Origin of the sequence: Nonomuraea sp. NPDC050404, assembly GCF_040655495.1 — a bacterium.
GTDB lineage: Bacteria > Actinomycetota > Actinomycetes > Streptosporangiales > Streptosporangiaceae > Nonomuraea.
In genome coordinates this window covers 278,857-300,398 of the sequence record NZ_JBFAKB010000014.1, presented here as the reverse complement: position 1 = coordinate 300,398, position 21,542 = coordinate 278,857, and the positions used below count along the sequence as shown (strand labels likewise).

The following is a 21,542-nucleotide window of genomic DNA, read 5'->3' as shown; positions in this document are numbered from 1 at the left end:
GTTCGCCGGTGAGAGCCTGTGCCCATGACCGATCCGGCCGGGGCGCTGGCCGCCCGCATCGAGCGGTTCGAACAGGCCGCGGATCCCGAGCTGATCTGGGATCCCGCGGCACTGTCCGAAGCCGAGCAGGCGATGCGCGCGTGCGCCGGCGACCGCGGCGACGCGGGCACCTGGCGGCTGATCGGGATGTTGCACCTGGCCCGCTACCGGCTCGACCAGCACACCACCCAGGACGCCGCCGTGGCGGGCGCCTTCTTCGCCGCCGTGGCCGTGCTGGACCCCGGGCGGCTGCCGGAGAAGCTGCGCGGCTCCAAGGTGCCGCCCGGCGAGTCGGCCGACACGTGGGCCGGGCTGGTGGAAGAGGTGTTCCGGCACGTGGATCCCGCTGCGTACCGGCACGTCGGGCTGCTGATCCAGGCGCTCATCCGGCGCGCCATGACGCACCCGACGACGGAGGTGTGCGACCGGCTCGGGCAGTTCCTGCTCCAGGAGTCCATGCGCGCCACCGACCCCGCCTGGGCGCCCGGCGCGCTCGGGCTGCTCGGCGCGGGCATGGTGCGCCTGTACGGGCTGACCGGCGAGCGGGACGTCATCGACGACGCGGTGCACGTGCTGCTGCGGGCGGCGCTGGGCGGGGACGGGGCCCACGTGGGGGAGCTGGCGGCGGCGCTTGGCCTGGCCGCGCCCGACGACGAGGAGCTGGTGCGGGCCTATCTCGCGGCGGCGGAGTCGCCCCCGGCCGGGCAGGACAGGTCGCGTTCGCTGCTGGCGCTGGCCGACCTCACCCGGGCGCGGGCGGCGGCCTCCTACGACGACGGCGACCTGCTGGCCTTCATCAGGGTCGGGCAGTGCGCGCTGGACTTCTGGCACGAGCAGTGGGCGCATCCGGGGGTGCTGGCGCCGTACGCGTCCGGGCTGATCGAGTGGTACGTCGTCACGGGCGACGAACGGTCGCTCGAAGCCGGGGCCGAGATGCTGGAGGCCCTGCGCGTGACGCCCGATGAGACGGCGCGCGGGCTCGGCACCGACCCCGTGGTGCGGCTCGGGCTGCTCGGTGAGCGCCGCTGGCGCCGGTACGGCGTGACCGGCGCGCCGGCCGACCTCGACGTGGCCGTGGCCGCGCTGCGGGAGACGGTCGAGCGGGCGCCCGCCGGTCATCCCGACCGGCCCCGGCATCTGTCCGGGCTGGCCAGCGCGCTGCTGCGGCGGGCCGTCGTGACCGGCGGCGACCCGGCCGAGCCGATCGCCGCCGCGCGTGCTGCCCTGGCCGTCCAGGGTGAGCGGGGCCCGGCCAGGGCGGCGACGCTGCTGCTGCTCGGGCGGGCGCTCAGCCTCGACCTCACCCAGACCACGGACTCCATGGCCGCCCCCGATACCACCGCCGAGACCACCGCCGCCGAGACCGTCGTCGCCACGGCTGCCGAGGTCATCGCCGCCGCCATCGCCACCGAGGCGGTCGTCGCATTGCGCGAGGCCCTGGAGATCGGGGAGCGGGCGGATCTGCGCGTGGAGGCGTACGGGCTGGTCGCGGAGGTGTTGTGCCGGCGCGCCACCGCCGTGACCACCGCGACCGACGGTGACCGGCGGGCCGTGGACCTGCGCGAGGCCGTGTTGTCGGCCAGGCAGGGCGCGGAGCTGGCGCTGAAGTCCTCCCACGGTCAGGCGCCCGCCCAGCGGATCCTGTGCAGGACCCTGCTCGCCCGCTACTCCGCCCAGGGCGACCCCCGGGACCTGACCGAGGCGCTGTCCCTGGCAGGGGAGGCGGACACGGCCCTGCTGCCCGAGCTCAGCGTCGCGCTCGACGTCCCGGCCGTCGTGGACGAGCAGCTCGCCCGGGTGGCGACCGAGCTGGCGCTGCGGCTGCCGGACGAGGAGGTGACGCTCAAGCTGCTGCGGGTGGCCGAGCGGGGTGGCGAGGACAGGCCGGGCGAGTTCCTGCTCGGGGTGGCGCTGCGGCTGGCCGAGCTGGGCAGGGCGGACACCGCCGGAAGCCTGCTGGAGCGGGCGGCGCGGGCGTTCCTGACGGAGGGGGCGCCTTCGCGGGCGGCGTACACGCTGGCCCGGCTGGCCGCGGTGCGGGAGGAACTGGGGGAGATCGAGCGGGCGCTGGAGACGTACGGGCGGTCGGCCGCCGTCTACCACGACCTGGGCGAGCCCGGTCAGGAGGCGCTCCAGGTCACCGCCATGGGCCTCGTCCACCTCCGGAACGGCGACCCCGCCCGCGCCGTCGAGCACCATCTGCGTGCCATCGCCCTGTGCGAGGACGCCGGGCTGGCCGACGGGGAGGCCGAGCATCAGGAGCACGCCGCCGAGGCGTACCTGGCGGCCGGTGACCCCGCCGCCGCGGTCGCCTGCGCGGCGCGGGCCCGCGGGCTTCGTATGGCGCTCGGCGAGACCGAGCTGGCCGCCCTGGCCCTCGTCCCCGCCGCCAGGGCGGCCGTGGACCAGGGCGACCTCACCGCGGCGGCGGAACGCATGGCCGCGTGCGCCATCGAGCTGGAGGCGGCGGGGGCGTGGGAGGAAGCCTGCCGCAGGCTCGACGCCCACGCCCTCGCCCTGGCCGTGCGCGGCCACCACCGGCAGGCCGCCGCCTGCGAGGCCCGGCTGGTGGAGATCGTGCGGCGCAGGGGGCGGCGGCGCGAACCCGCCGACGAGTGGTACCGCATCGGCCAGCGCCGCCGCGCCCGTGGCGACACCGACGGGGCGGTGGCCGCGTTCGAGCTGGCCGGGCAGGAGTATGAGTCGATCGGGCACGAGGACGGTTCCGGGGCCGTCCGCTACAACCTGGGCGTGCTGGCGTACGCGGACGGCGACTTCGCCCGCGGGCTAGAGGTGTTCGGCGCGGCGGCGGAGACCTTCGCCGGGCTGCTGGCGCCGGGCAAGGAGGCGGCGGCGCTGACCCTGCGCGCCTCCTGCCTGACCGCCCTCGACCGCGTCGATGAGGCCCTGACCGACCTGGACCGGGCGCTTGAGCTGGCCGCCGCCGAGGGCGACCTCGACGCGCTGCTCACCGCCACCCTCGGCCGGGCCGCGGCGGACGTGGCGCTGGGGGAGCTGCGGGCGGCGGGGGAGCGGTTGTACTCGGCGCTCGGGCTGGCCGCCGGGGACGCCTTCAAGGAGGCCGTCGTACGCGATCGGCTGGCGGACCTCGCGGCGCGTACCGGGGATCTGGGGGCACGGGTGGAGGCGCTGGAGGCGGCCATGGCCGGTTTCCGCGAGTCCGGGCAGAACCGGCTGGCCGCCCTCGCCTCGATCAAGCTCGGCTTCGCTTTGGAGGCGCGCGGCGAGTTCAGCCGCGCCCGCACAGCCCTGGAATCCGGCCTCACCGGCACCACCACCATCTCGGACCCCGAGCCCGCCTTCACCACCACCGCCCCGAAACCCGAGCCCCGCTTCACCGGCACCGCCACCACCCCGGACGCCGAGCCCGCCCTCACCGGCTCCGTTGGGTCGGAGCGGGCGGTGGCCGAGGAGCTTCGGTCGGCCGGGGCGTCGTTCGAGATGGTCGCCGCCATGGCCGGAGGGCTGGACGTGGAGGCCCTGTCCCGCCTGGCCGCCATCCAGCTCACCCTGGGCGACCTCACCCGCGGCCGAGCCACCCTGAGCCGGGCCGTGGCCTCGCTCCGGGCGGGTGGCGCGCGAGGCGAGGAACTGGCACGGCTGGAGGGCTGGCTGCGCCTGGAGGAGGCCGAGGCCTCCGGCGACCTCCGAACCGCCCGCACCCTCGCCGAACAGGCCCTCGGCCCACAGGCACCCGGCTCGCAGGCACCCTTCGGACAGGCACCCGGGGCGCGGACACCGGCCGGGCCCGCACCCGAGGCCCGGCGGGTGCGGACACCGGCCGGGCCCGCACCCGAGGCCCGCACACCTCTGGGGACGGCCGCTGACCGGTCCTACCTGCTGGCCAAGCTTTCGGCCATCTGCCGCACCCTGGACGACCTGCCCGCCGCCTACGAGCACGCCGCCCGCGGGTACGAACTACGCGACGACCGGATGATCGAGCACCTGCGCAACCTCGGCGCGGCGGCCACGGCCCTGGGCCGGGCGGAGGAGGCGGCCGGGCAGCTGGCCAGGGCGGTGGAGCTGGCCCGTGACGCGCCCACCGCGCTGCCGGCCCAACTTGTCCAGTCCCTCTGCCTGCTCGCTGCCGCCCTGACGGACCTGGGCCGCTGGTCAGAGGCCGCCAGGGCGTACGAGGAGGGGCTGGCCCTGACCGAGGCCCCTCTCTGGCGCGCGCTACGGGCCCCGCTGCTGTCCGGCCGCGCCACCCTCCACCTCAGGCTCGGCGAACTGGACGAGGCCGCGACCCGCTACCGGGAGGCCATCTCGATCAACGAGGAGCTGGACCGGCACGACGACCTCGCCGCCTCCTACGCCGACCTCGGCCTCGTCCACGAACTGCGTGGCGAGCCCGCCGAGGCCCGGCCACTCGTCGAACGGGCCCTGGACCTCGAACGAGCCCACGGCCACGGACGCGGCACGGTGCCGGCCCTGATCGCCCTCGCCCGCCTGGAGCCGGAGAACGCCCCGGCCCACCTGGCAGAGGCACTCACCCTGGCCAGACAGATCGGCTTCCGAGCAGGGGAGGCCATCGCGCTGAGCCGCTTGGGCGCCCTGGCCCTCACCACCGCCCCCCACGCCCACGCTCATCAGCAGCTGACCACGGCCATCGACCTGCTGGCCGAGCTTGGTCACGATCCGGAGCTCGCCGAAGCCTGCCACCACCGTTCGATCGCCGCGGAGGAACTCGGCGACCTGCCCGCCGCCCTCGCCGACGCCGAACGCGCCTGTGCCCTGGGCCGCGAGGACACCAGAGACCGGACGATCCGCCTGGCGGTACGCCTGGGCCTGGGCATGACGGCCTGGACCCACGCGGAACACGCCGAACTCGCCTGGCTGACCACCCACCTGGCCCCCGAACACCCCGCCGCCTTCCACGACACCGTGCCCGCCACCTTCCACGACACCGTGCCCGCCGCCCGCCACGACACCGTGCCCGCCGACCTCCTGGAGGCCGAGCAGCGCGGACGGGCAGCCGTCCGGACCCTCATGACGGCGACCCGCAACACCCGCGACCCGGAACAGGCCGCACTCCTCGTCCGCCGCGCCCGCGCCGCCAGGTCGGACCTCGAAACCGTGTGGCGGCACATGGAGCCCATGGCCCCCGAGTACGCCGCCCTGCGAAGAGGGCTCCCGCCCACCAGAGCCGAACTGGACACCCTCGTCGCCCCACCCGACGGCGGTGCTAGGGCGGTGCTCGGGTTTCACGTCGGTGCGGACACCGTGACCGTGTTCGCCCACCGCACCGGCTGGCCCGAGCCACGAGCCTTCCCCACCACGGTCGGCCACGACCTCCTGACCGACTTCCTGAGCACACTCAACGGCCGCCGACCGGACCTGCTGGACATCGAGGCCCGCCGCCGGCGCGCCGGCCTCTGGCGCAGCCTCGCCGACCTACTGCTCTCGGACGTGCTGACGGCCCTAGGCAACGGCATCGACCAGCTCCACCTGCTCCCGCACGCCGAACTGCACCGCGTCCCCCTGCACGCCCTCGCCCCGTCCGGCCGCCCGCTGCTCGAACGTTTCCCCATCGCCTACGCCCCCTCCGCCGCCGTCCTGACCCGCCTGACCCGGCGTCCCCATACGCGGGGCGGCGGCTCGCTGGTGCTCGGTCACACCCAGGACCTCGCCGCGCGCCCGGTCGTGGAGGGCGAGGCGCAGGACGTGGCCGCCCTACTCGGCTCCCCGGCCCGCATCGCGGCGAACGCCACCTCCGACCTCCTGCCCGGCTCCTGGGACGTGGTCCACCTGGCCTGCCACGGCGTCTACGACAACGCCGACCCGTTCGCCTCGGGCATCCGCCTGGCCGACGGCCTCCTCACCGCCCGCCACCTCATGACCACGAACCTGACCGCCAACCTGCTCCTCCTCACCACCCACGAGCCCGCCGACAGCCCCGCTCACGACCCCGCTCATGAGCCAGCCCATGAGCCCGCCCACGGCCTCGCCCATGAGCCCACCCACGGTTTCGCTCACGACCCCGCCCACCAGGCCGCCCCAGAGCCCACCCAAGAGTCCGCCGCGCCTCGTGAAGGCGACGGTGTGGCCGCGATGGAGCACGGGTTGCTGCACGCCGGCGCCCGCTCCGCCGTCCTCACGCTCTGGCCGGTGTCCCCCGAGATCACCCGGGCCCTGGTCCGAGACCTGCACACCCGCCTGCGCGACGGCGCCACCCCGGCCCACGCCCTGCGCGCCGCCGTACTGGAACTGCGTGAGCTCTACGGCTCAGCCGAGCCCGACCTCTGGGCCTCGTACGTGCTCATCGGCTTGGCGGGCGGCGATCCCCCCACCCACTTCGAGTCCGGCGTGACCGTGACCAGCACCAGATAGCCGAAGAACCCCACGGCCAGCCCGATGGCGTAACCCCCGAACACCTCGGGCTGCCCCAGCAGCGCCGTCACCAGCCCGCCACCCACCGCGCCCAGCACCGCCGCCAGCTCAGAAAGCCCCGGCCCCGTCCGTTTGTGGCGCAGCGTCCCGTACGTGATCCAGCCGATCACCAGCCCGAAGCAGATCGAGCCGAGCACCGTCACGAGCACCGCCATCGGAGGACCTCCAAGTCGCCGAACCGGGGCCGCCACTCACCGGCCGCCGCGTACGTGCTATTTCGCCGGAAGGATCACGGTTCACGATGACATGCGATGGCCCGGCTGGCTAGCACGAGAGCGGCTAGAGGTAGGACCTGGTCGCGCTCACCAACTCGGCCGCCGCCTCCCGCGTGCCGACGAGGATCGCGGACTCGGGGGTGCGCTCCCGGACGTCCTGATCGCGGATCGCGAACACGGCCGGCGCCACCCCGACGTCGCCGTACCGCTCCGTCACGGCCTTCCCGATCGCCGACCGGATGTCGCCGGCCACTTCCCGCGAGGTACGCCCGGCACCGGAGACGGCGAGATAGCCGAGCATGCCGGCGAAGCGCAGCTCGCCCTCGGCGGCGGGGCGCTGCTCGGGCAGGACGGGCCGGTCCAGCCAGAACACCTTGCCCGTCAGGAACGCGTCGTAGCCGAGCACGCCCGCGGTCTCGGCGAGCAACTCCCCGAACTCGGCCAGCTCCGCCTCGGGCGGCAGGTCCGTGGTGACGAACAAGGGCACGATCAGCGAGTCGAGCATGTCACTATCCCTCCGTGAGGAGCCTCATCGTAGGATGCCGCACCGACAATCCCCACGCCCGCCACCCCGTACGCACCGAGGGCGGCCGGTAAGATCGCGCAAATGGCGACCGCACTCCTGATCACCGGGTCCGTGGGCGTGGGCAAGACCACCGTGGCCGACGTCGCGGGCGACCTGTTGTCGGCCGAGGGCGTGCCCAACGCGGTCATCGACCTCGACTGGCTGCGCCGCGCCTGGCCCGCGCCCCCGTCCGACCCCTGGAACGGCAGGCTGACCCTGCGCAACCTGCGTGCCGTCGCCGCCAATTACCTGGCGGCAGGCGCCGAGCGGCTCGTGCTGGCCGGCGTGATCGAGAGCCGGGCCGAGCGCCACGGGTACGAGGAGGCGCTCGGCGTACCGTTCGCCGTCTGCCGGCTGCACGTCGAGCTCCCCGAGGTGCACCGCCGGTTGAAGGCCCGCCATGAGCTCGACCCCGACGGGCTTGACTGGCACCTCGGCAGGGCGGGGGAATTGGCCGCCATCCTGGACGCGGCGCGGGTGGAGGACTTCACCGTGGACGGCACACACGGCACTCCGCCGCAGGTCGCGGCCCGGGTCATCGAGGGCTGGCGGGCCACCGTCGCACAGGGCTAGCGTTCGGTCCATTCGTCTTCGAGGGCCGAGTGCACGATCGAGTCGCGCCACCCCTGCGGCGTGTGCAGGTGGTGCCGGATGCGGCCCTCCTCCACCATCCCCGCGGTCAGCATCGCGAGCTGCCCCGGCAGGTTGGCGGGGGAGCGGGCGCCCCAGATGCGGTGCAGCCCGAGTTGCTTGAACCCGAACGACAGCAGCAGCCGTACGAGATCAGTCCCGATGCCCCGCCCCCAGTGGTCGGGATGCAGCCCGAACCCGATCTCCGCGCTGTGCGGCAGGTCGGCCTCGATCCGCAGCCGGGCCACCCCGATGACGTCGCGGCGCCCGGCGTCGACCACGGCCAGCACGTACAGGCGGCGCGGTTCGGCGGTGGCCGCCTCCATGGCCTCCTCGACGAGCCGGGCCACTTCGGGCAGGCTGCGCGGCTCGAACGGAGCGTGCTGCGTGGCGGCGGGATGGCCGTAGACGGCGTGCAACGCGGTCACGTCGGCCTCCGTCACGTCACGGAGGCCGAGTCGTTCGCCATTGCAGACCACGCGGCGCATGCGCAGAAGGTAACGCGAGTCCCGTGATCTTTACAAGCCCTTGTCAAGTGGCGAGTTGACTCCCGTAAGCTCGCGCGACAAGTTCGGCCACGGCGCTGTGTGAGCCGAGCGGCTCGGCGTGGCCAGCGTCGATCGCCGCCGCGGCCTGCTCGACGATGCCCGCCGGGGCCTCGTGGCCGATCATGCAGGGCGAGATGGCCAGCCGTCCCGCGCCTCCGCCGCGCAGCCGCTGGGCCGCCATCTCGACGCCGGGCTCGCTGTCCAGCGAGGCGGCGACCACCGGCAGCGTGAGCCTGGAGGCCAGGAGCACGGCGGTGGCCTGCACGGCCTGCATCGCCCGCTGCCCGCCCACGGTGGCGAGGATGACGGCGTCCACGGGGCTGTGCACGTTCAGCAGGCGTACGCGGTCGGCCCTGGCCAGGCCGCGCTCGGCCAGCCGCATGTGCAGGGCCTCGGCCAGCAGGGGGTGCGGCCCGAGCGCGTCGGTCACGACGGCCCCGGTGCCGCTGGCCGCCACGGCCTTGCCGATCTCCGCCATGATGACGGGATCTTCCCAGGTGAGCAGGGGTACGACAACGGTGTCACGCCCGGCGGGCAGGGAGTCTGCCAGGTTGGTGACGCTCGCCAGGCGTACCTCGATCTGCGGGTTGTCGACGCGCACCACTGCCGCGATCTCCTCGGCCACGCCGGCGGTGCCGCCGGGAGTGGCGAGCATGAGCACGGGGGCGTCGGACGGCAAGGACGTGGGCACGGGGAGGCGGTGGCGACCGCCGCCCGGCCGGGGGGAACGTTCTCGTACAGGCAGGCTCACAGGCGCGCAGTTTATGCCGTTTCGGGGGTGGTTGTTCTAGGAATCGATGGCGATTGAGTCACAACACCCTCCGAGATGCCTTTTCGGTGCGCCGTAACCCGTCTGAGCACGCCTTATCGCGACGGCACGACCACCGACTGCGGGTTGCCCGGCGCGTACACGGTGATGCCCTGCGGCAGTGACCTGAGCTTCTCGATCTCCGCGCAGGACGGGCACTTGTCGTAGCCGTCCTGCCTGGCCCGGTTTGCCTCGGCCTCGGCCTTGGCCTGGGCCACCTTCGCCTGGGCCTCGGAGACGGCCGCCGAGGCGGCCAGCGAGCGGTCCACGGCCTTCTGCACGTCGGCGGGCAGCGTCACCTTCGCCAGCGTGAAGCGCAGCCCGGTCAGGAAGTTCCCGCCCAGCGTGACGGGCAGGTCGCGGGCCAGCGAGGCGTTGACCGCGTTCTGCACCTTGGCGATGCTGGCGTTGCTGTCCTGCGGCTTGAGCGCGGAGCTCTCCAGCAGCGAGCAGGAGGGCACCAGTTCGGCGCAGCGCATGGCGCCGATCTGGCCGCGCAGCGCGTTGTCGATCACCGGGCGGACGGCCTGGCCGAAGAAGGCGCTCCAGCCCTCGTCGCCGTCCCAGGGGTAGAGCGAGCCGTTGTCCTGGGTGCGGAAGGTACGGGTGCCGTACTTGTCGTCGAACTTCTTCAGCGCCCCGTGGTCCAGGTTGAGCGTGAAGTAGAGGGTGCCCTCGATGCCGAGGTTCACGCCGTCGCTGCTCGGCACCGTCACCACGTCCACCCCGAGGTTGGTGGCCCGCTTGGTGTCGGCGGTGATCGTGTAGAAGCGCTGCTGCGCCGGGTAGAGGTGGGTGGAGGACCACATGCCGGTCCAGGTGATGCCCGAGCCGGGGTCGATCACCTGGCGCACCTTGTTGTCGTCCAGCGGCCCGCCGTCACGGACGACGGCCACCTCGCCGCCACTGGTGCTCTCCATGCCCCCGATGCCCCCGATGAGCAGGGGGATCACGATGAGCGCGGCGAGGATGGCCAGGGCAACTCTCATGGCGGACCCTTCTGCCGCGGGCGGCGTTGGCAGCCGCCGCCCGCGACCGTTTCGCGGCATTCAGGCGAACGGGCGTCAGTGTGGCATTTCGGTGCCGGGACCAGTCCCGACGACCGCCAGATCAGGCGAACGGTCCCACGGCCGGCTTCTTGGGGGAGGCGTCGGTCTCGTCGTCGGCCAGGTCGACGTCGCGGGTCTCCGGGGCGATGGCCAGGCCCACGGCCGTGACGGCCAGGGCGATGACCACGTAGATCGAGACCGCGACCGTGGACTGGTAGATCTCGAAGAGCTGCAGGGCGATGATCGGGGCCACCGCGCCGCCGACGATGCCGGCGACCTGGTAGCCCATGGAGGCGCCGCTGTAGCGCAGCCGGGTGCTGAACAGTTCGGCGATGAAGGCGGCCTGCGGGCCGTACATGGCGGCGTGGGTGACCAGCGCCACCACGGCGGCCAGCGCGATCAGCGGGAATGACTTGGTGTCGAGCAGCGGGAAGAACGCGAACACCCACACCGCCGCGCCGACCACGCCCGCGAAGTACACCGGGCGCCGGCCGTAGCGGTCGGACAGGGCTCCGGCCAGCGGGATCAGCGCGAGTTGCAGGGCCGAGCCGATGAGCACGGCGTTCAGCGCGTACGAGCGGGGCAGCGCCAGCTCGCCGGTGATGTACACAATGATGTACGCGGTGAAGGTGTAGAACGCCACGTCCACCCCGATCCGCGCGGTGAAGGCGGACAGCAGCGCGCGCGGGTGCGTGCGCAGCACCTCGATCAGCGGCATCTTCGCCTTGGCGCCGCGCTGCTCGACCTCGGCGAACAGCGGCGACTCGGTGATCTTCAGCCGGACCCACAGGCCCACGAACACCAGCGCCCCGGACAGCAGGAACGGCACCCGCCAGCCCCACGACAGGAACGCCGCGTCGCTCATGCTGAAGGACAGAATGGTCAGCAGGCCGGTGGCCAGCACGTACCCGGCGGGCACGCCGACCTGCGGCCAGCTCGCGTTGAAGCCGCGCCGGCGGCCGTCGCCGTGCTCCAGCGACATGATGACCGCGCCGCCCCACTCACCGCCCAGCCCCAGCCCCTGGACGAACCGCAGCAGCGCCAGCAGGACGGGAGCCAGCACGCCCACGGCCGCGTAGCCGGGCAGCACGCCGATGAGGAACGTCGAGATGCCCATGACCAGGAGCGTCACCACCAGCACGGTCTTGCGCCCGACCCGGTCGCCGAAGTGCCCGAACACGATGCCGCCCAGCGGCCTGGCCACGAACGCGACGGCGTTGGTGGTCAGCGAGGCCAGCACCGCGTTGAACGGGTCGAGGTCCGGGAAGAACAGCTTGGGGAAGACCAGGGTCGCCGCGGTGGTGTAGAGGAAGAAGTCGTACCACTCCAGCGACGTGCCGATCAGGCTGGCGAGGATCACCCGCCGGGTCTGTTGAGTGGATCCTGCCATCGGATCGCTCCTTGGTTGATGAGGGGATACATCATCAACATAAGAATCGTTGAACAATTCGACAAGAGGTTTGCTCCATGATTTCCTGTTAATTGTGGATAACGTGGTTGCTGACCTCTCCCAGGACCGTCCCCGGCTGGGACGCAGCAGCACGGCGGAGCGGGTGGCGGACATCCTGCGTGACCGCATCAGCGAGGGCTTCTTCCAGCCCGGGCAGCGACTGTCGGAGGAGTCCATCTCGGAGGGCCTCGGCGTGTCACGCAACACGCTGCGCGAGGCGTTCCGGCTGCTCGGCCACGAGCGGCTGCTGGAGCACCGGCTCAACAGGGGCGTGTTCGTCCGGCTCCCGTCGGCTGCGGACGTGTCCGACCTCTACCAGGTACGCCGCGTGCTCGAAGGCGCGGCCGTCCGGCGCAAGCCCACCGAGCAGGCGCTCGCCCTGATCAAGGAGGCGTTCGCGGACGCCGAGCGGGCCGCCGGGCAGGACGACTGGCAGCACGTCGGCACCGCCAACATCCGCTTCCACCAGGCGCTGGTCTCGATGAACGACAGCCCCAGGATCGACGAGTACATGCGCCAGCTCCTGGCCGAGCTGCGGCTGGTCTTCCACGTGATGGAGAACCCGAGGGCCTTCCACGAGCCGTTCGTCGAGCGCAACCGCACGCTGCTCGGGCTGATCGAGTCGGGACGGCCCGAGGAGGCCGCCGCCTACATGGACGACTACCTCGACCATGCCGAGCGGCTGCTCATCCACGCCTACGAGCCCAACCGCTAACGTGTGCGCATGGACCGGCTCTTCACCCTGGACGAGGCCCGCGCGCTGCTCCCCGCCGTCATGGCGGAGGCCGGCGAGCTGATCGCCGCCCGCGCCAACCTGGCCGAGATCGACTTCGAGCGGCGCTCGGGCGGCCGGTCCGAGCTGGGCGGTCTGCCCGAGCTGAAGGGGCTGCAAGCCCGCATCGAGGAGATCCTGAGCGGCTGGAGCGAGCAGGGCATCGAGGTCAAGGGCATCGCGCCGGTGCTCGTCGACTTCCCCTCTCTGCTGGACGGCGTCTCGGTACGGCTGTGCTGGATCGAGGGGGAGCGGGAGCTGGCCTGGTACCACCGTACGGAGCTGGGCTTCGCCGGCCGCCGCCAGTTGTGATCCGGCGTTAGGACCGGCGGGCCGGGGGAATGGCTACCCGGAACACAGCCCCGGGCTGGGGAGGTCGGCCTGCACGGACTGCGTGGCGTGCAGGCCGACGATCTCCCATCGGCCCCCAAGCGGTTCAGGCCGAGCTGGTGATGACCGCGAAGCGCGCGCCGAACGGATCGGCGATGAACGCCATCCGCCCGACCCCCTCCGTCGTCATCGCCGGCGCCTGCATCGTCCCGCCGAGCCGCTGCGCCAGGGCCACCGTGGCGTCGCAGTCGCGTACCTCGAAGTACGGCAGCCAGTGCGCGCCGTCGCCGTGCTGCAACTCCGCGATGCCGGCCATCGCCGACGACTCGCCGCCCTCGGCGGGGGAGATCACGGGGTAGGACGTGTCACCCATTGGCAGGTCCTCGATCTGCCAGCCGAAGACCGACCGGTAGAAGGGGCGGATGGCGACGGTGTCGGGCGTGTACAGCTCGACCCAGCCGAGCGAGCCCGCGTCGGTGACCAGGCCGAGCCCCTTGGTCCTGCCGGGCTGCCAGACGGCGAAGGGGGCTCCCGCCGGATCGGCGAACACGGCCATCCGGCCCTGCCCTTCGATGTCGAGCGGCGCGGCCACGACCGCGCCGCCCGCCTGCTCGATCGTCTTGGCGATGACGTCGGCGTCGGTCGCCTGGAAGTAGGTCAGCCAGGTCGCGGCCCGGCCGGACGGCTCTTCCTGCCTGATCCCCGCGACCGTCGCGCCGCCGATCTGGCAGAAGCGGTAGTTCCCGTGCTCGGGCCCGAGCGAGACGGAGTCCCAGCCGAGGAGCCCGTTGTAGAAGGTGACCGACGCCTCCACGTCGGGGCTGCTGACATCGATCCAGCAGGGAGAACCGGGCAGGTAGTGGGTGGTGAGCATGGCCTGCTCCTTCGCGTGAGAAGCGGTGGGTGGCCTCTTCACCTCGGGTGCGGGGCTGAGGGGCGGACGCCACTCGTATCCGGTGCTCCACAGCCTGTCACGACCTGCCGGTGGGTGGACAGGCTTCCGGAAAATCGAATGGGTGTTTGAAGGATGCAATAGAGTAGCCACCATGACAGCCGCGTTCCAAGCATCTTTGCTCGATCTTGACACCGACCTCGGCGTCGGGCCGCTCGGCGGCACGGTTCGCAGGACGCGCCTCGACGACACCGCCTGGATCGACCTGCGGCCCGGCTGGCTGACGGGGGCGGACACGCTCTTTGAACGGCTGGCGGAGCGGGTGCCGTGGCGGGCGGAGCGGCGGCGCATGTACGACAGGGTCGTGGACGTGCCGCGGCTGCTGAAGTTCTACGACGAGCACGAGACCCTGCCCGACCCCGTGCTCGACGAGGCCAGGCGCGCGCTCGACGCCCACTACGGGCAGGAGCTCGGCGAGCCGTTCCGTACGGCCGGGCTCTGCTTCTACCGCGACGGGCGCGACAGCGTGGCCTGGCACGGCGACACGATCGGACGGGGTGGCACGGAGGACACGATGGTCGCCATCGTCTCGGTCGGCAGCCCGCGCCCGCTGCTGCTGCGCCCGCGCGGCGGCGGGCCCTCGATCCGCCGCGACCTCGGCCACGGCGACCTGATCGTGATGGGTGGCAGCTGCCAGCGCACGTGGGAGCACGCCATCCCGAAGACCGGCCGCCCGGCGGGCCCCCGCATCAGCATCCAGTTCCGCCCCCGCGGCGTCCGCTGACACGCCCGGCCAGGCAGGCGTCCGGCCAGGCAGGCGTCCGGCCCGTCTGCCGACTGGTCGCGAGCGGCCCCGCCCGGCTACTTGAGAAGGAGCTTCGCGACGCGGCCCTGTTCTCCTGAGGCCCAGCATGAGCGGTCCCGCGCGCAGGTCACCGTGTCGAACGAGCCGCCGTCGAAGGTCTCCCAGCTCCGGCCGCCCGACCACGACACATCGCTCCCCGACGGCCCCACGGCGATGGCCGCGAACGGCAGGCGGGGCAGCCAGGCGACCCCCGACCGGTAGGCGGGCGGCGGTGCCGCGGCGGGCTGCCAGGAGGCGCCGCCGTCCCTGCTCACCGCGCCGGCGCTGGGGGACTGCTGCTCGGGCCGGTAGTCGCCGCCGACCGCGATGCCCCGGTGCCGGTCACGGAAGGCCAGCCCGAAGACGCCGCGCGCCGGGTCCCCCGCCGGGATCGGGGTGTCGGCCACGGTCCACGTACGGCCCCGGTCTGCCGAGTGGAACACCCGGGCCCGCTCCGCCCCGCCACTGGCCAGCCAGGCATCCCGCCCGCCGGCCACCACCAGGCACTGCCCGCTCGCCGCGAACCCGGCCTCGCCGGGCAGCGCCCGCGGCATCCCGTCCGGAGGCAGCACCCGCCAGCTCCGCCCGCCGTCGTCGGTGGCCAGGATCCGGAACCTGCCGTCCACGGGGTCGCTCATGGCCAGCCCGTGCCGCCGGTCGAAGAAGGCCATGCAGTCGTAGAACGCCCGGGGCTCGTCGTTCCTGAAGGTCTCCGTCCAGGTGCGCCCGCCGTCCTCGGTCCGGTAGACGCGCGAGTCGGCGCCCTCGCCGATGGACAGCGCCACGGCCCGGTCGGCGTCGAACGCCTCGATGTCGCGGAACTGCAGCGCGGTCGTGTCGGGCGGCGAGACGTTCTGCCAGCTCCGCCCGCCGTCCACGGTCCTCAGCACGGTGCCGCCCGAGCCCGAGGCCCACACCACGTCCCTGCTGACGGGCGACAGGCCGCGCAGACGGGCCGTCACCCCGGTCTCCTTGAGCTCCCAGCCCAGCCGGTGCGGCCCGGCCTGGGCGGGCAGGGGAGCGGCGAGCAGAAGGGCCGCTGACAGCGCGCCTAACGCGATACGAAGCCTCATGCCGGGCAAATTAGCCCAACGGATCAACGCCGTCCATGGCGGGCCGGCGTGGGGTCAGGCGGACTGGCGGGTGGCGCCCCAGGACAGCAGGGACTCGGCCGTGGTGAAGCGACGGCGGGAGGCGGACTCGTCCAGCAGGACGCCGACCAGCACCCGGCCGTCGGACTCGCCCGCGAACGCCAGGCAGTACCCAGCCGCCCGGGTGAAGCCGGTCTTCAGCCCGATCGCGCCGGGCGCGCGCAGCAGGCGGTTGGTGTTGCGCCAGTCGTAGGAGCGGTGCTCGCCGGTGGCGTCGAGGCCGTGCCACCGGGTGCCGGCGACCTCCTTGATCAGCGGTACGTTCAGCGCCTGGCGGGCCAGCACGGCCTGGTCCCTGGCGGTGGAGTAGCCGTCGCCGCCCGGCATGGGCAGGCCGTCGGCGTTGACGTACTCGGTGTCGTTCATGCCCAGCTCGCGCGCCGTGGCGTTCATCTTGGTCACGAAGCCCTCGACGCCGGGGCCGTACGTGCGGGCCAGGGCGTGCGCGGCGTCGGCGCCGGAGGGCAACATCAGGCCGTACAGCAGCTCACCGACCGTCAGGCGGTCGCCGGGGCGCAGGTCCGCGGTGGTGCCGCCGCCGCCCTCGGCGTAGGCGGCGTCCTCGGGCGCCACCCGCACCACGTCCGAGGGATCGGCGTTCTTCAGTACGACGTACGCGGTCATGGTCTTGGTCAGGCTGGCGATCGGCATCCGCTCGTCGCCTGCCTTGCTGAACAGTTCCTCGCCGGAGGAGGCGTCCATCAAATAAGCGGCGCGGCCGTACACGGCGGGGGCGTCGTTAGTCGAAACGGCGGAGGGGGCGCCGGCATGCGCGGCGGCAGGTACCGCGGTCAGCCCTGTGACCAGGGCAAGTGCGCCTGCCGTGGCAGCCAGAAAAGCTTTACGCATGTACCCCAGAGTGCAGCCCGGCTTGGGGTGCGTTTGACGAAACAGGGAGGTTTCCATGGCAAATCCATCGAAAACCCCGACATAGCCGGATGGGCAGGAAAAGGTAAATCTTTAAGTGATATTTCGGGAAATGCGGGCTACGCCGCCCAGCACCCGCAGATCCACCCGGGGACCGGACTCCTCGTCGGGATGCCAGAGGTTCACGTCCACGACCCCGGGCTCGACCAGCTCGGTGCCCGCGAACAACGACTCGATCTCCGCGACGGGCCGCAACCGCAACGGTACGGGCGCCTTCGCGTTCACGTTCCCGATCCGCTCCAGCGTCGGCCCGCTGACGCCCTCGAACGTCGCGTGCGAGGCGACCAGCAGGCTCCCCGGCGCCAGCCGCTCACGGAAGGCCGCCACCACCCGATGCGGATCCTCCTCGTCGGAGACGAAGTGCAGCACCGCGATGAGCACCAGCGCGACGGGCTTCGACCAGTCCACGACCCCGTCGAGATCGGCGATGATCCGCTCGGGCTCGCGCACGTCCCCGGGCACGATGCGCACACCCTCGCCCCGCAGGAGCGCCCGGCCGTGCGAGAGCACGACGGGGTCGTTGTCCACGCCCACCACGACCGCGTCCGGGTTCACCTTGGCCGCGACCTCGGCCACGTTGGGGACGGTCGGGATGCCCGTGCCGATGTCCACGATCTGGCCGACCTGCTCGGCGCAGAAGCGTACGGAACGCCACATGAAGCGCCGGTTCGCCCAGGCGAGCTGGCTCCCCTCGGGGAAGACCTGCATGACCTGGTCGGCGTAGGCCCGGTCGGCGGCGAAGTTGTCCTTACCGCCCAGGATGTAGTCGTAGATCCGGGCGGGCGAGGGCTTGGAGGTGTCGAACCCGGTCGTCACGGCGACTCCGTTCCGGAAGGGGGGCGGGGTAGGGCACCGACAATAGCCAGGCGCACCAAGATCCGCGACAGAGATCAGCGGCCGGTCCAGAAATTGTCCGTGACCCGCTCGCCGGCCGCCAGTTCGGAGAACAGGTCCTCCCACAGCGGCATGACCTGCTCGGGACCGTAGGCCCGCGACGTCCTGAGCGCCGCCTTGCCCATGCGCAGCCGCAGCTTCCTGTCGGCGATCACCCGGTTCAGCGCGGCGGCCAGCGCGTCCACGTCGCGCGGCGGCACCAGCACGCCGTTCACGCCGTCGGTCAGCACGTCCTTCGGCCCGGTCGGGCAGTCGAAGGCGACCACGGGCAGCGCGTGCGTCATCGCCTCGATCATCACCATGGGCAGGCCCTCGAACCGGGAGCTCAGCGCGTACACGGAGGCGTCGGCCAGCTCCCGGTCCAGCCGGTCGGTACGCCCCGGCAGCGACACGTGCGCGCCCAGCCCGTGCCGCTCGATGAGCCCCTTGAGCTGGCCCGCGCGGGCCCCGGTGCCGAAGATGCGCAGCCGCCACTCCGGATGCTCGGGCACCACCTGCGCGAACGCCTCGATCAGCAGGTCGAACCCCTTCTGCGGCACCAGCCGCCCGGCCGCGACCACGACGGGGTTGACCTGCCGGGAGGGCTCCTGATCGACCTTGTGCACCGCGTTCGGGATCTGCACGATCGGGGTCTGCGACAGCAGTCGCTGGTACTCCAGCCGGTTCGTCCTGGTCAGCACCGTGATCGCGTCGAAGCGGCCGTAGTGGCGGGCGATCTCCCTGCGGATGGTGTCGGGGTAGGCCGACAGGTTCATGTGCTCCTGGGCGATCTTGATGACCGACTTCGGGGCACGGCGGGCGGCGATCAGGTTGAGCGCCGGCCTGGTCGTCACCAGGATGCCGTCGCGCAGGCCGGCGACGTACTCCATGGCGGCCCACTCCACCCGCTCGGTGAAGTAGTCGGCCGCGAACTCGCCGCGTGGCACGATCTTCCCGCGTACCCGGCGCCACGCCTTGCGCGCGATCGAGTCCGGCTGCCGGCCGTCGCGCTGGTCCACCAGCGCGGTGACGGTGATCCTGGGGTCCAGGCCGAACTGGGGCCGCTCGCGCCGCCGTACCAGACTGACCAGCTCGACGTCGTGGCCCGCGGCGGCCATCGCGTTGGCCTGGTTGACCACCGTGCGAATGGTGCCGCCCATGCCGTAGGCGTGCAGCATGAGATAGCGGATCTTCACGTGGCGTCCTGCTGGTTCATGCGCAGCCAGGCTAGTCCGCCTTCCTGGCAGTTCCCTGGCAGCGCCCGATGCCGGATCCGGCGCACCCGCCCACGCGAAGATCAACACCGCTAGCCTGGCTGATGACGTGGTGAGCGCGACCGAAGGGCAAGACATGGACGGCGTACGGCCGGCGGACGACGTGGTACTGGGAAAGGTCGCCGAACGCCTGAGCGCCGCCATGGGCAGACCGTGGGAGGTGCGCGACGGCATGGCCAAGGGCCCCGGCACCCTCGGCGTCACGCTGGGCCCCGACCACACCGGCAGCCCCGCCCACCTCGACCTCGACTTCGTGCTCAACCTCGACCGCCGCGCCGAGACCACGGTCAGCGACTGCGTGACCGGCTACGGCGAGACCGCAGAGCGGGCGGTGGAGCGGGCCATCGAGCTGTGGCTGGGCACGACCGGCAGCGCCCTGCTCGAACTCCTCCTCCAGGACGGCTCGCACGCCGGTCACTTCGCCGCGGGCGACCCCGACGGCTTCCCCGGCTGGCACGCCGTGCACGGCGGCATCGTCGGCTGGGGCACGGGCGACGAGCACGACGCCGTGCAGCGGTGGGCGGTCCAGCACGTGCTGCTGCCGCACCTGGCCCCGGAGCTGAAGGGCACGATCGAGGGCGAGCGCCTGGTGGGCGTCAAGGCGTTCTTCGGCGGCGGGGACGGCACGGAGATCGCCGAGATCCGGGTCGGCGGCGTCGTCCATGAGGCCGCCTCGCGGGCGCTGGCCGAGCTGGACTGGCCGCGACCGGCGGGCGGCGTCTCCTACGCCCGTACGTTCCTGCTGCTGGTGCACCAGGACGGCTGACCCCGCGAGGCGTACCGTGGCGCCCATGCAGCGGCATCCGAACATCGACATCGCCGTCCGCTACCACGAGGCGGTCGCGCGCGGCGAGAGCATCGAGCCCTACCTGCACGAGGACATCGTGCACCACGAGCTGCCCAACGCCCTGTTCCCCGACGGTGTCGTACGCGATCTCGACGGCGTGCGCGAGGCGTCGGAGAAGGGCGCCAAGACGGTCAGCGAGCAACGTTTCGAGGTGAGGAACGCGGTCGCGGCGGGGGACCAGGTGGCGCTGGAGGTCCTGTGGACCGGCACGCTCGCGATCCCGGTGGGCGCACTCCCGGCCGGGCACACGATGCGCGCCCACCTCGCGGTCTTCCTGGAGTTCCGCGACGGCCGGATCATCGCCCAGCGCAACTACGACTGCTACGAGCGGTGAAAGTTTCACCCCTCATTGACACTCCGAACGTGAACGCTAACAATCGCGGAATCCCAGGAAACACGTATGGCGAGCCCCGCAGAGAAGCCGCGAAATGTTAGCGCTACCAAGGAGTCCGCACCGATGATCCGAAGAACCCTGGCAGCCCTGTCGCTCCTGCTCTTAGCCCTGGTCCCCGGGACGGGACCGGCCTCGGCGGCCACCTCCTACACCAACCCGATCAAGTCGCAGAAGGGCGCCGACCCCTGGCTGCGGTGGCACGACGGCAACTACTACCTGATCACCACCAGCTTCTCCGACACGCTGGTCGTGCGCCGCTCGCCCACCCTCGGCGGACTGAACACCGCACCCAGCATCCAGGTCTGGCAGGACTCCACGTCCTCGCGGGGCACCAACTTCTGGGCTCCCGAACTGCACCAGTTCAACGGCCGCTGGTACATCTACTACTCCGCCGGCGCGGTCGGCACGGCCTGCTGCGACAGCCAGCGCACGCACGTGCTGGAGAGCGCGGGCAGCGACCCCCTCGGGCCCTACACCTACCGGAACATGCTGACCGGCTCCAGCCTCACCCCCGGCGGCTGGCTGATCGACGCCAGCCCCATGAGCCTGAACGGCTCCCTCTACCTGCTGGGCAGCGGGTTCATCGCGGGCAGCCAGCAGAGCCTGGTGATCGCGCCGATGAGCAACCCGTACACGATCAGCGGCGCCTTCACCCGCATCTCCAGCCCCACCCACAGCTGGGAGACGCAGGGCGGCACGGTGAACGAGGCGCCGGTGGCGCTGCACCGCGGCGGGCAGACGTTCGTGGTCTACTCGGCCAGCGCCTGCTGGGGCCCCGACTACAAGCTCGGGCAGCTCACCCACAACGGCGGCAACCCGCTCGCCGCGTCGAGCTGGGTCAAGAAGTCCACGCCGGTGTTCCAGCGCTCGGGCAGCGTGTACGGCCCCGGCCACCACGGCTTCTTCACCTCGCCCAACGGCGCCGAGAACTGGATCGTCTACCACGCCAACAGCTCCAGCGGCGGCGGTTGCGACAACAACCGCACCACCCGCGCGCAGAAGTTCACCTGGAACTCCGACGGCACGCCGAACTTCGGCACCCCGGTCGCCACCGGCACCTCGCTGCCCGCGCCCGCGGGGGAGACGGCCGCCACGCCCACGGCGTACACGCTGGTCAACCGCAACAGCGGCAAGTGCCTGGAGGTCGCGGGCGGCGGGACGGGGGACGGCGTGAACATCCAGCAGTGGACCTGCAACGGCGGTGCCGGGCAGCGCTGGCGCGTCGAGGACCAGGCCGACGACACCAGCAGGCTGGTCAACGTGGCCAGCGGCAAGGTCGCCGACGTGACCAACTGCGCCTCCGCCGACGGCACCGACATCCGCCAGTGGAGCTGGCTCAACAACACCTGCCAGCGCTTCCGCCTGGTCTACAGCGCGAGCGGCGGCTGGGTCAGGATCGTCAACGCCGCCACCGGCAAGGTCGCCGACGTGGCCGACTGCGGCACCGCCGACGGCGCGGACGTGCGGCTGTGGAGCTGGCTGAACAACAACTGCCAGCAGTGGTCGATACGCCCCGCCTAGCA

At 72.4% G+C, this 21,542-nt stretch carries 19 protein-coding genes; 8 read left to right on the top strand and 11 right to left on the bottom strand.

Annotated elements, in window-relative coordinates; all coding sequences use genetic code 11:
• Positions 1-24 precede the first annotated feature (24 nt).
• Complete coding sequence (locus AB0I81_RS35640) at positions 25-6,390, top strand: CHAT domain-containing protein (RefSeq protein WP_360666005.1); 6,366 nt, start codon at positions 25-27, stop codon at positions 6,388-6,390.
• Here the strand turns inward: AB0I81_RS35640 and AB0I81_RS35635 are convergent.
• Both AB0I81_RS35635 and AB0I81_RS35630 read right to left on the bottom strand, forming a co-directional pair.
• Positions 6,279-6,605, bottom strand: coding sequence for a hypothetical protein (locus AB0I81_RS35635; RefSeq protein ID WP_360666003.1), 327 nt, complete (start codon positions 6,603-6,605; stop codon positions 6,279-6,281). The genes AB0I81_RS35640 and AB0I81_RS35635 overlap by 112 nt on opposite strands.
• 124 nt (positions 6,606-6,729) lie before the next feature.
• Complete coding sequence (locus tag AB0I81_RS35630) at positions 6,730-7,170, bottom strand: hypothetical protein (RefSeq protein ID WP_360666000.1); 441 nt, start codon at positions 7,168-7,170, stop codon at positions 6,730-6,732.
• A 102-nt stretch (positions 7,171-7,272) separates the two neighbouring features.
• Here AB0I81_RS35630 and AB0I81_RS35625 point away from each other — a divergent pair, with 102 nt between their 5' ends.
• Positions 7,273-7,803 (top strand): hypothetical protein, encoded by a 531-nt coding sequence (locus AB0I81_RS35625; protein WP_360665997.1) that lies wholly within the window; start codon positions 7,273-7,275, stop codon positions 7,801-7,803.
• Here AB0I81_RS35625 and AB0I81_RS35620 read toward each other — a convergent pair.
• From AB0I81_RS35620 to AB0I81_RS35605, 4 genes are all read right to left on the bottom strand, one after another.
• Entirely contained in the window at positions 7,800-8,348 is a 549-nt protein-coding gene (locus AB0I81_RS35620; protein WP_360665994.1) for a GNAT family protein, read from the bottom strand. The genes AB0I81_RS35625 and AB0I81_RS35620 overlap by 4 nt on opposite strands.
• Before the next feature lie 43 nt (positions 8,349-8,391).
• Entirely contained in the window at positions 8,392-9,099 is a 708-nt protein-coding gene (locus AB0I81_RS35615) for a hypothetical protein (protein ID WP_360665991.1), read from the bottom strand.
• A gap of 173 nt (positions 9,100-9,272) precedes the next feature.
• Complete coding sequence (locus AB0I81_RS35610; protein WP_360665988.1) at positions 9,273-10,205, bottom strand: SPFH domain-containing protein; 933 nt, start codon at positions 10,203-10,205, stop codon at positions 9,273-9,275.
• 121 nt (positions 10,206-10,326) lie between these two features.
• A complete protein-coding gene (locus tag AB0I81_RS35605) occupies positions 10,327-11,655 on the bottom strand; it encodes an MFS transporter (protein ID WP_360665986.1) in 1,329 nt (442 codons plus the stop codon).
• A 103-nt stretch (positions 11,656-11,758) separates the two neighbouring features.
• Here AB0I81_RS35605 and AB0I81_RS35600 point away from each other — a divergent pair, with 103 nt between their 5' ends.
• On the top strand, positions 11,759-12,430 hold the full coding sequence (locus tag AB0I81_RS35600; RefSeq protein ID WP_360665984.1) for a GntR family transcriptional regulator: 672 nt from the start codon (positions 11,759-11,761) through the stop codon (positions 12,428-12,430).
• Between the two features lie 9 nt (positions 12,431-12,439).
• Positions 12,440-12,799, top strand: a complete 360-nt coding sequence (locus tag AB0I81_RS35595; RefSeq protein WP_360665981.1) for a DUF2203 domain-containing protein — start codon at positions 12,440-12,442, stop codon at positions 12,797-12,799.
• Between the two features lie 124 nt (positions 12,800-12,923).
• Here AB0I81_RS35595 and AB0I81_RS35590 read toward each other — a convergent pair whose 3' ends face one another.
• Positions 12,924-13,691, bottom strand: coding sequence for a VOC family protein (locus AB0I81_RS35590; RefSeq protein ID WP_360665978.1), 768 nt, complete (start codon positions 13,689-13,691; stop codon positions 12,924-12,926).
• Between the two features lie 172 nt (positions 13,692-13,863).
• On the opposite strand from AB0I81_RS35590, the gene AB0I81_RS35585 reads away from it, so the two are divergent.
• Positions 13,864-14,493, top strand: coding sequence for an alpha-ketoglutarate-dependent dioxygenase AlkB (locus AB0I81_RS35585; protein WP_360665975.1), 630 nt, complete (start codon positions 13,864-13,866; stop codon positions 14,491-14,493).
• Between the two features lie 77 nt (positions 14,494-14,570).
• On the opposite strand, the gene AB0I81_RS35580 is transcribed toward AB0I81_RS35585, so the two are convergent.
• The 4 genes from AB0I81_RS35580 to AB0I81_RS35565 all read right to left on the bottom strand — a co-directional run bounded on the left by AB0I81_RS35580 (position 14,571) and on the right by AB0I81_RS35565 (position 18,700).
• On the bottom strand, positions 14,571-15,626 hold the full coding sequence (locus AB0I81_RS35580; protein WP_360665973.1) for an oxidoreductase: 1,056 nt from the start codon (positions 15,624-15,626) through the stop codon (positions 14,571-14,573).
• Between the two features lie 54 nt (positions 15,627-15,680).
• Positions 15,681-16,553, bottom strand: a complete 873-nt coding sequence (locus AB0I81_RS35575) for a D-alanyl-D-alanine carboxypeptidase family protein (RefSeq protein WP_360665970.1) — start codon at positions 16,551-16,553, stop codon at positions 15,681-15,683.
• Positions 16,554-16,664: 111 nt separating this feature from the next.
• Positions 16,665-17,447, bottom strand: a complete 783-nt coding sequence (locus AB0I81_RS35570; RefSeq protein ID WP_360665967.1) for an SAM-dependent methyltransferase — start codon at positions 17,445-17,447, stop codon at positions 16,665-16,667.
• 74 nt (positions 17,448-17,521) lie between these two features.
• Positions 17,522-18,700, bottom strand: coding sequence for a glycosyltransferase family 4 protein (locus tag AB0I81_RS35565; protein WP_360665965.1), 1,179 nt, complete (start codon positions 18,698-18,700; stop codon positions 17,522-17,524).
• Between the two features lie 154 nt (positions 18,701-18,854).
• Here AB0I81_RS35565 and AB0I81_RS35560 point away from each other — a divergent pair, with 154 nt between their 5' ends.
• The 3 genes from AB0I81_RS35560 (at position 18,855) to AB0I81_RS35550 (ending at position 21,540) form a co-directional block, all read left to right on the top strand.
• A complete protein-coding gene (locus AB0I81_RS35560; RefSeq protein WP_360665962.1) occupies positions 18,855-19,544 on the top strand; it encodes a DUF6348 family protein in 690 nt (229 codons plus the stop codon).
• A 25-nt stretch (positions 19,545-19,569) separates the two neighbouring features.
• Positions 19,570-19,959 (top strand): nuclear transport factor 2 family protein, encoded by a 390-nt coding sequence (locus AB0I81_RS35555; RefSeq protein ID WP_360665959.1) that lies wholly within the window; start codon positions 19,570-19,572, stop codon positions 19,957-19,959.
• A gap of 123 nt (positions 19,960-20,082) precedes the next feature.
• Positions 20,083-21,540, top strand: a complete 1,458-nt coding sequence (locus AB0I81_RS35550) for a family 43 glycosylhydrolase (RefSeq protein ID WP_360665956.1) — start codon at positions 20,083-20,085, stop codon at positions 21,538-21,540.
• Positions 21,541-21,542: the final 2 nt, after the last annotated feature.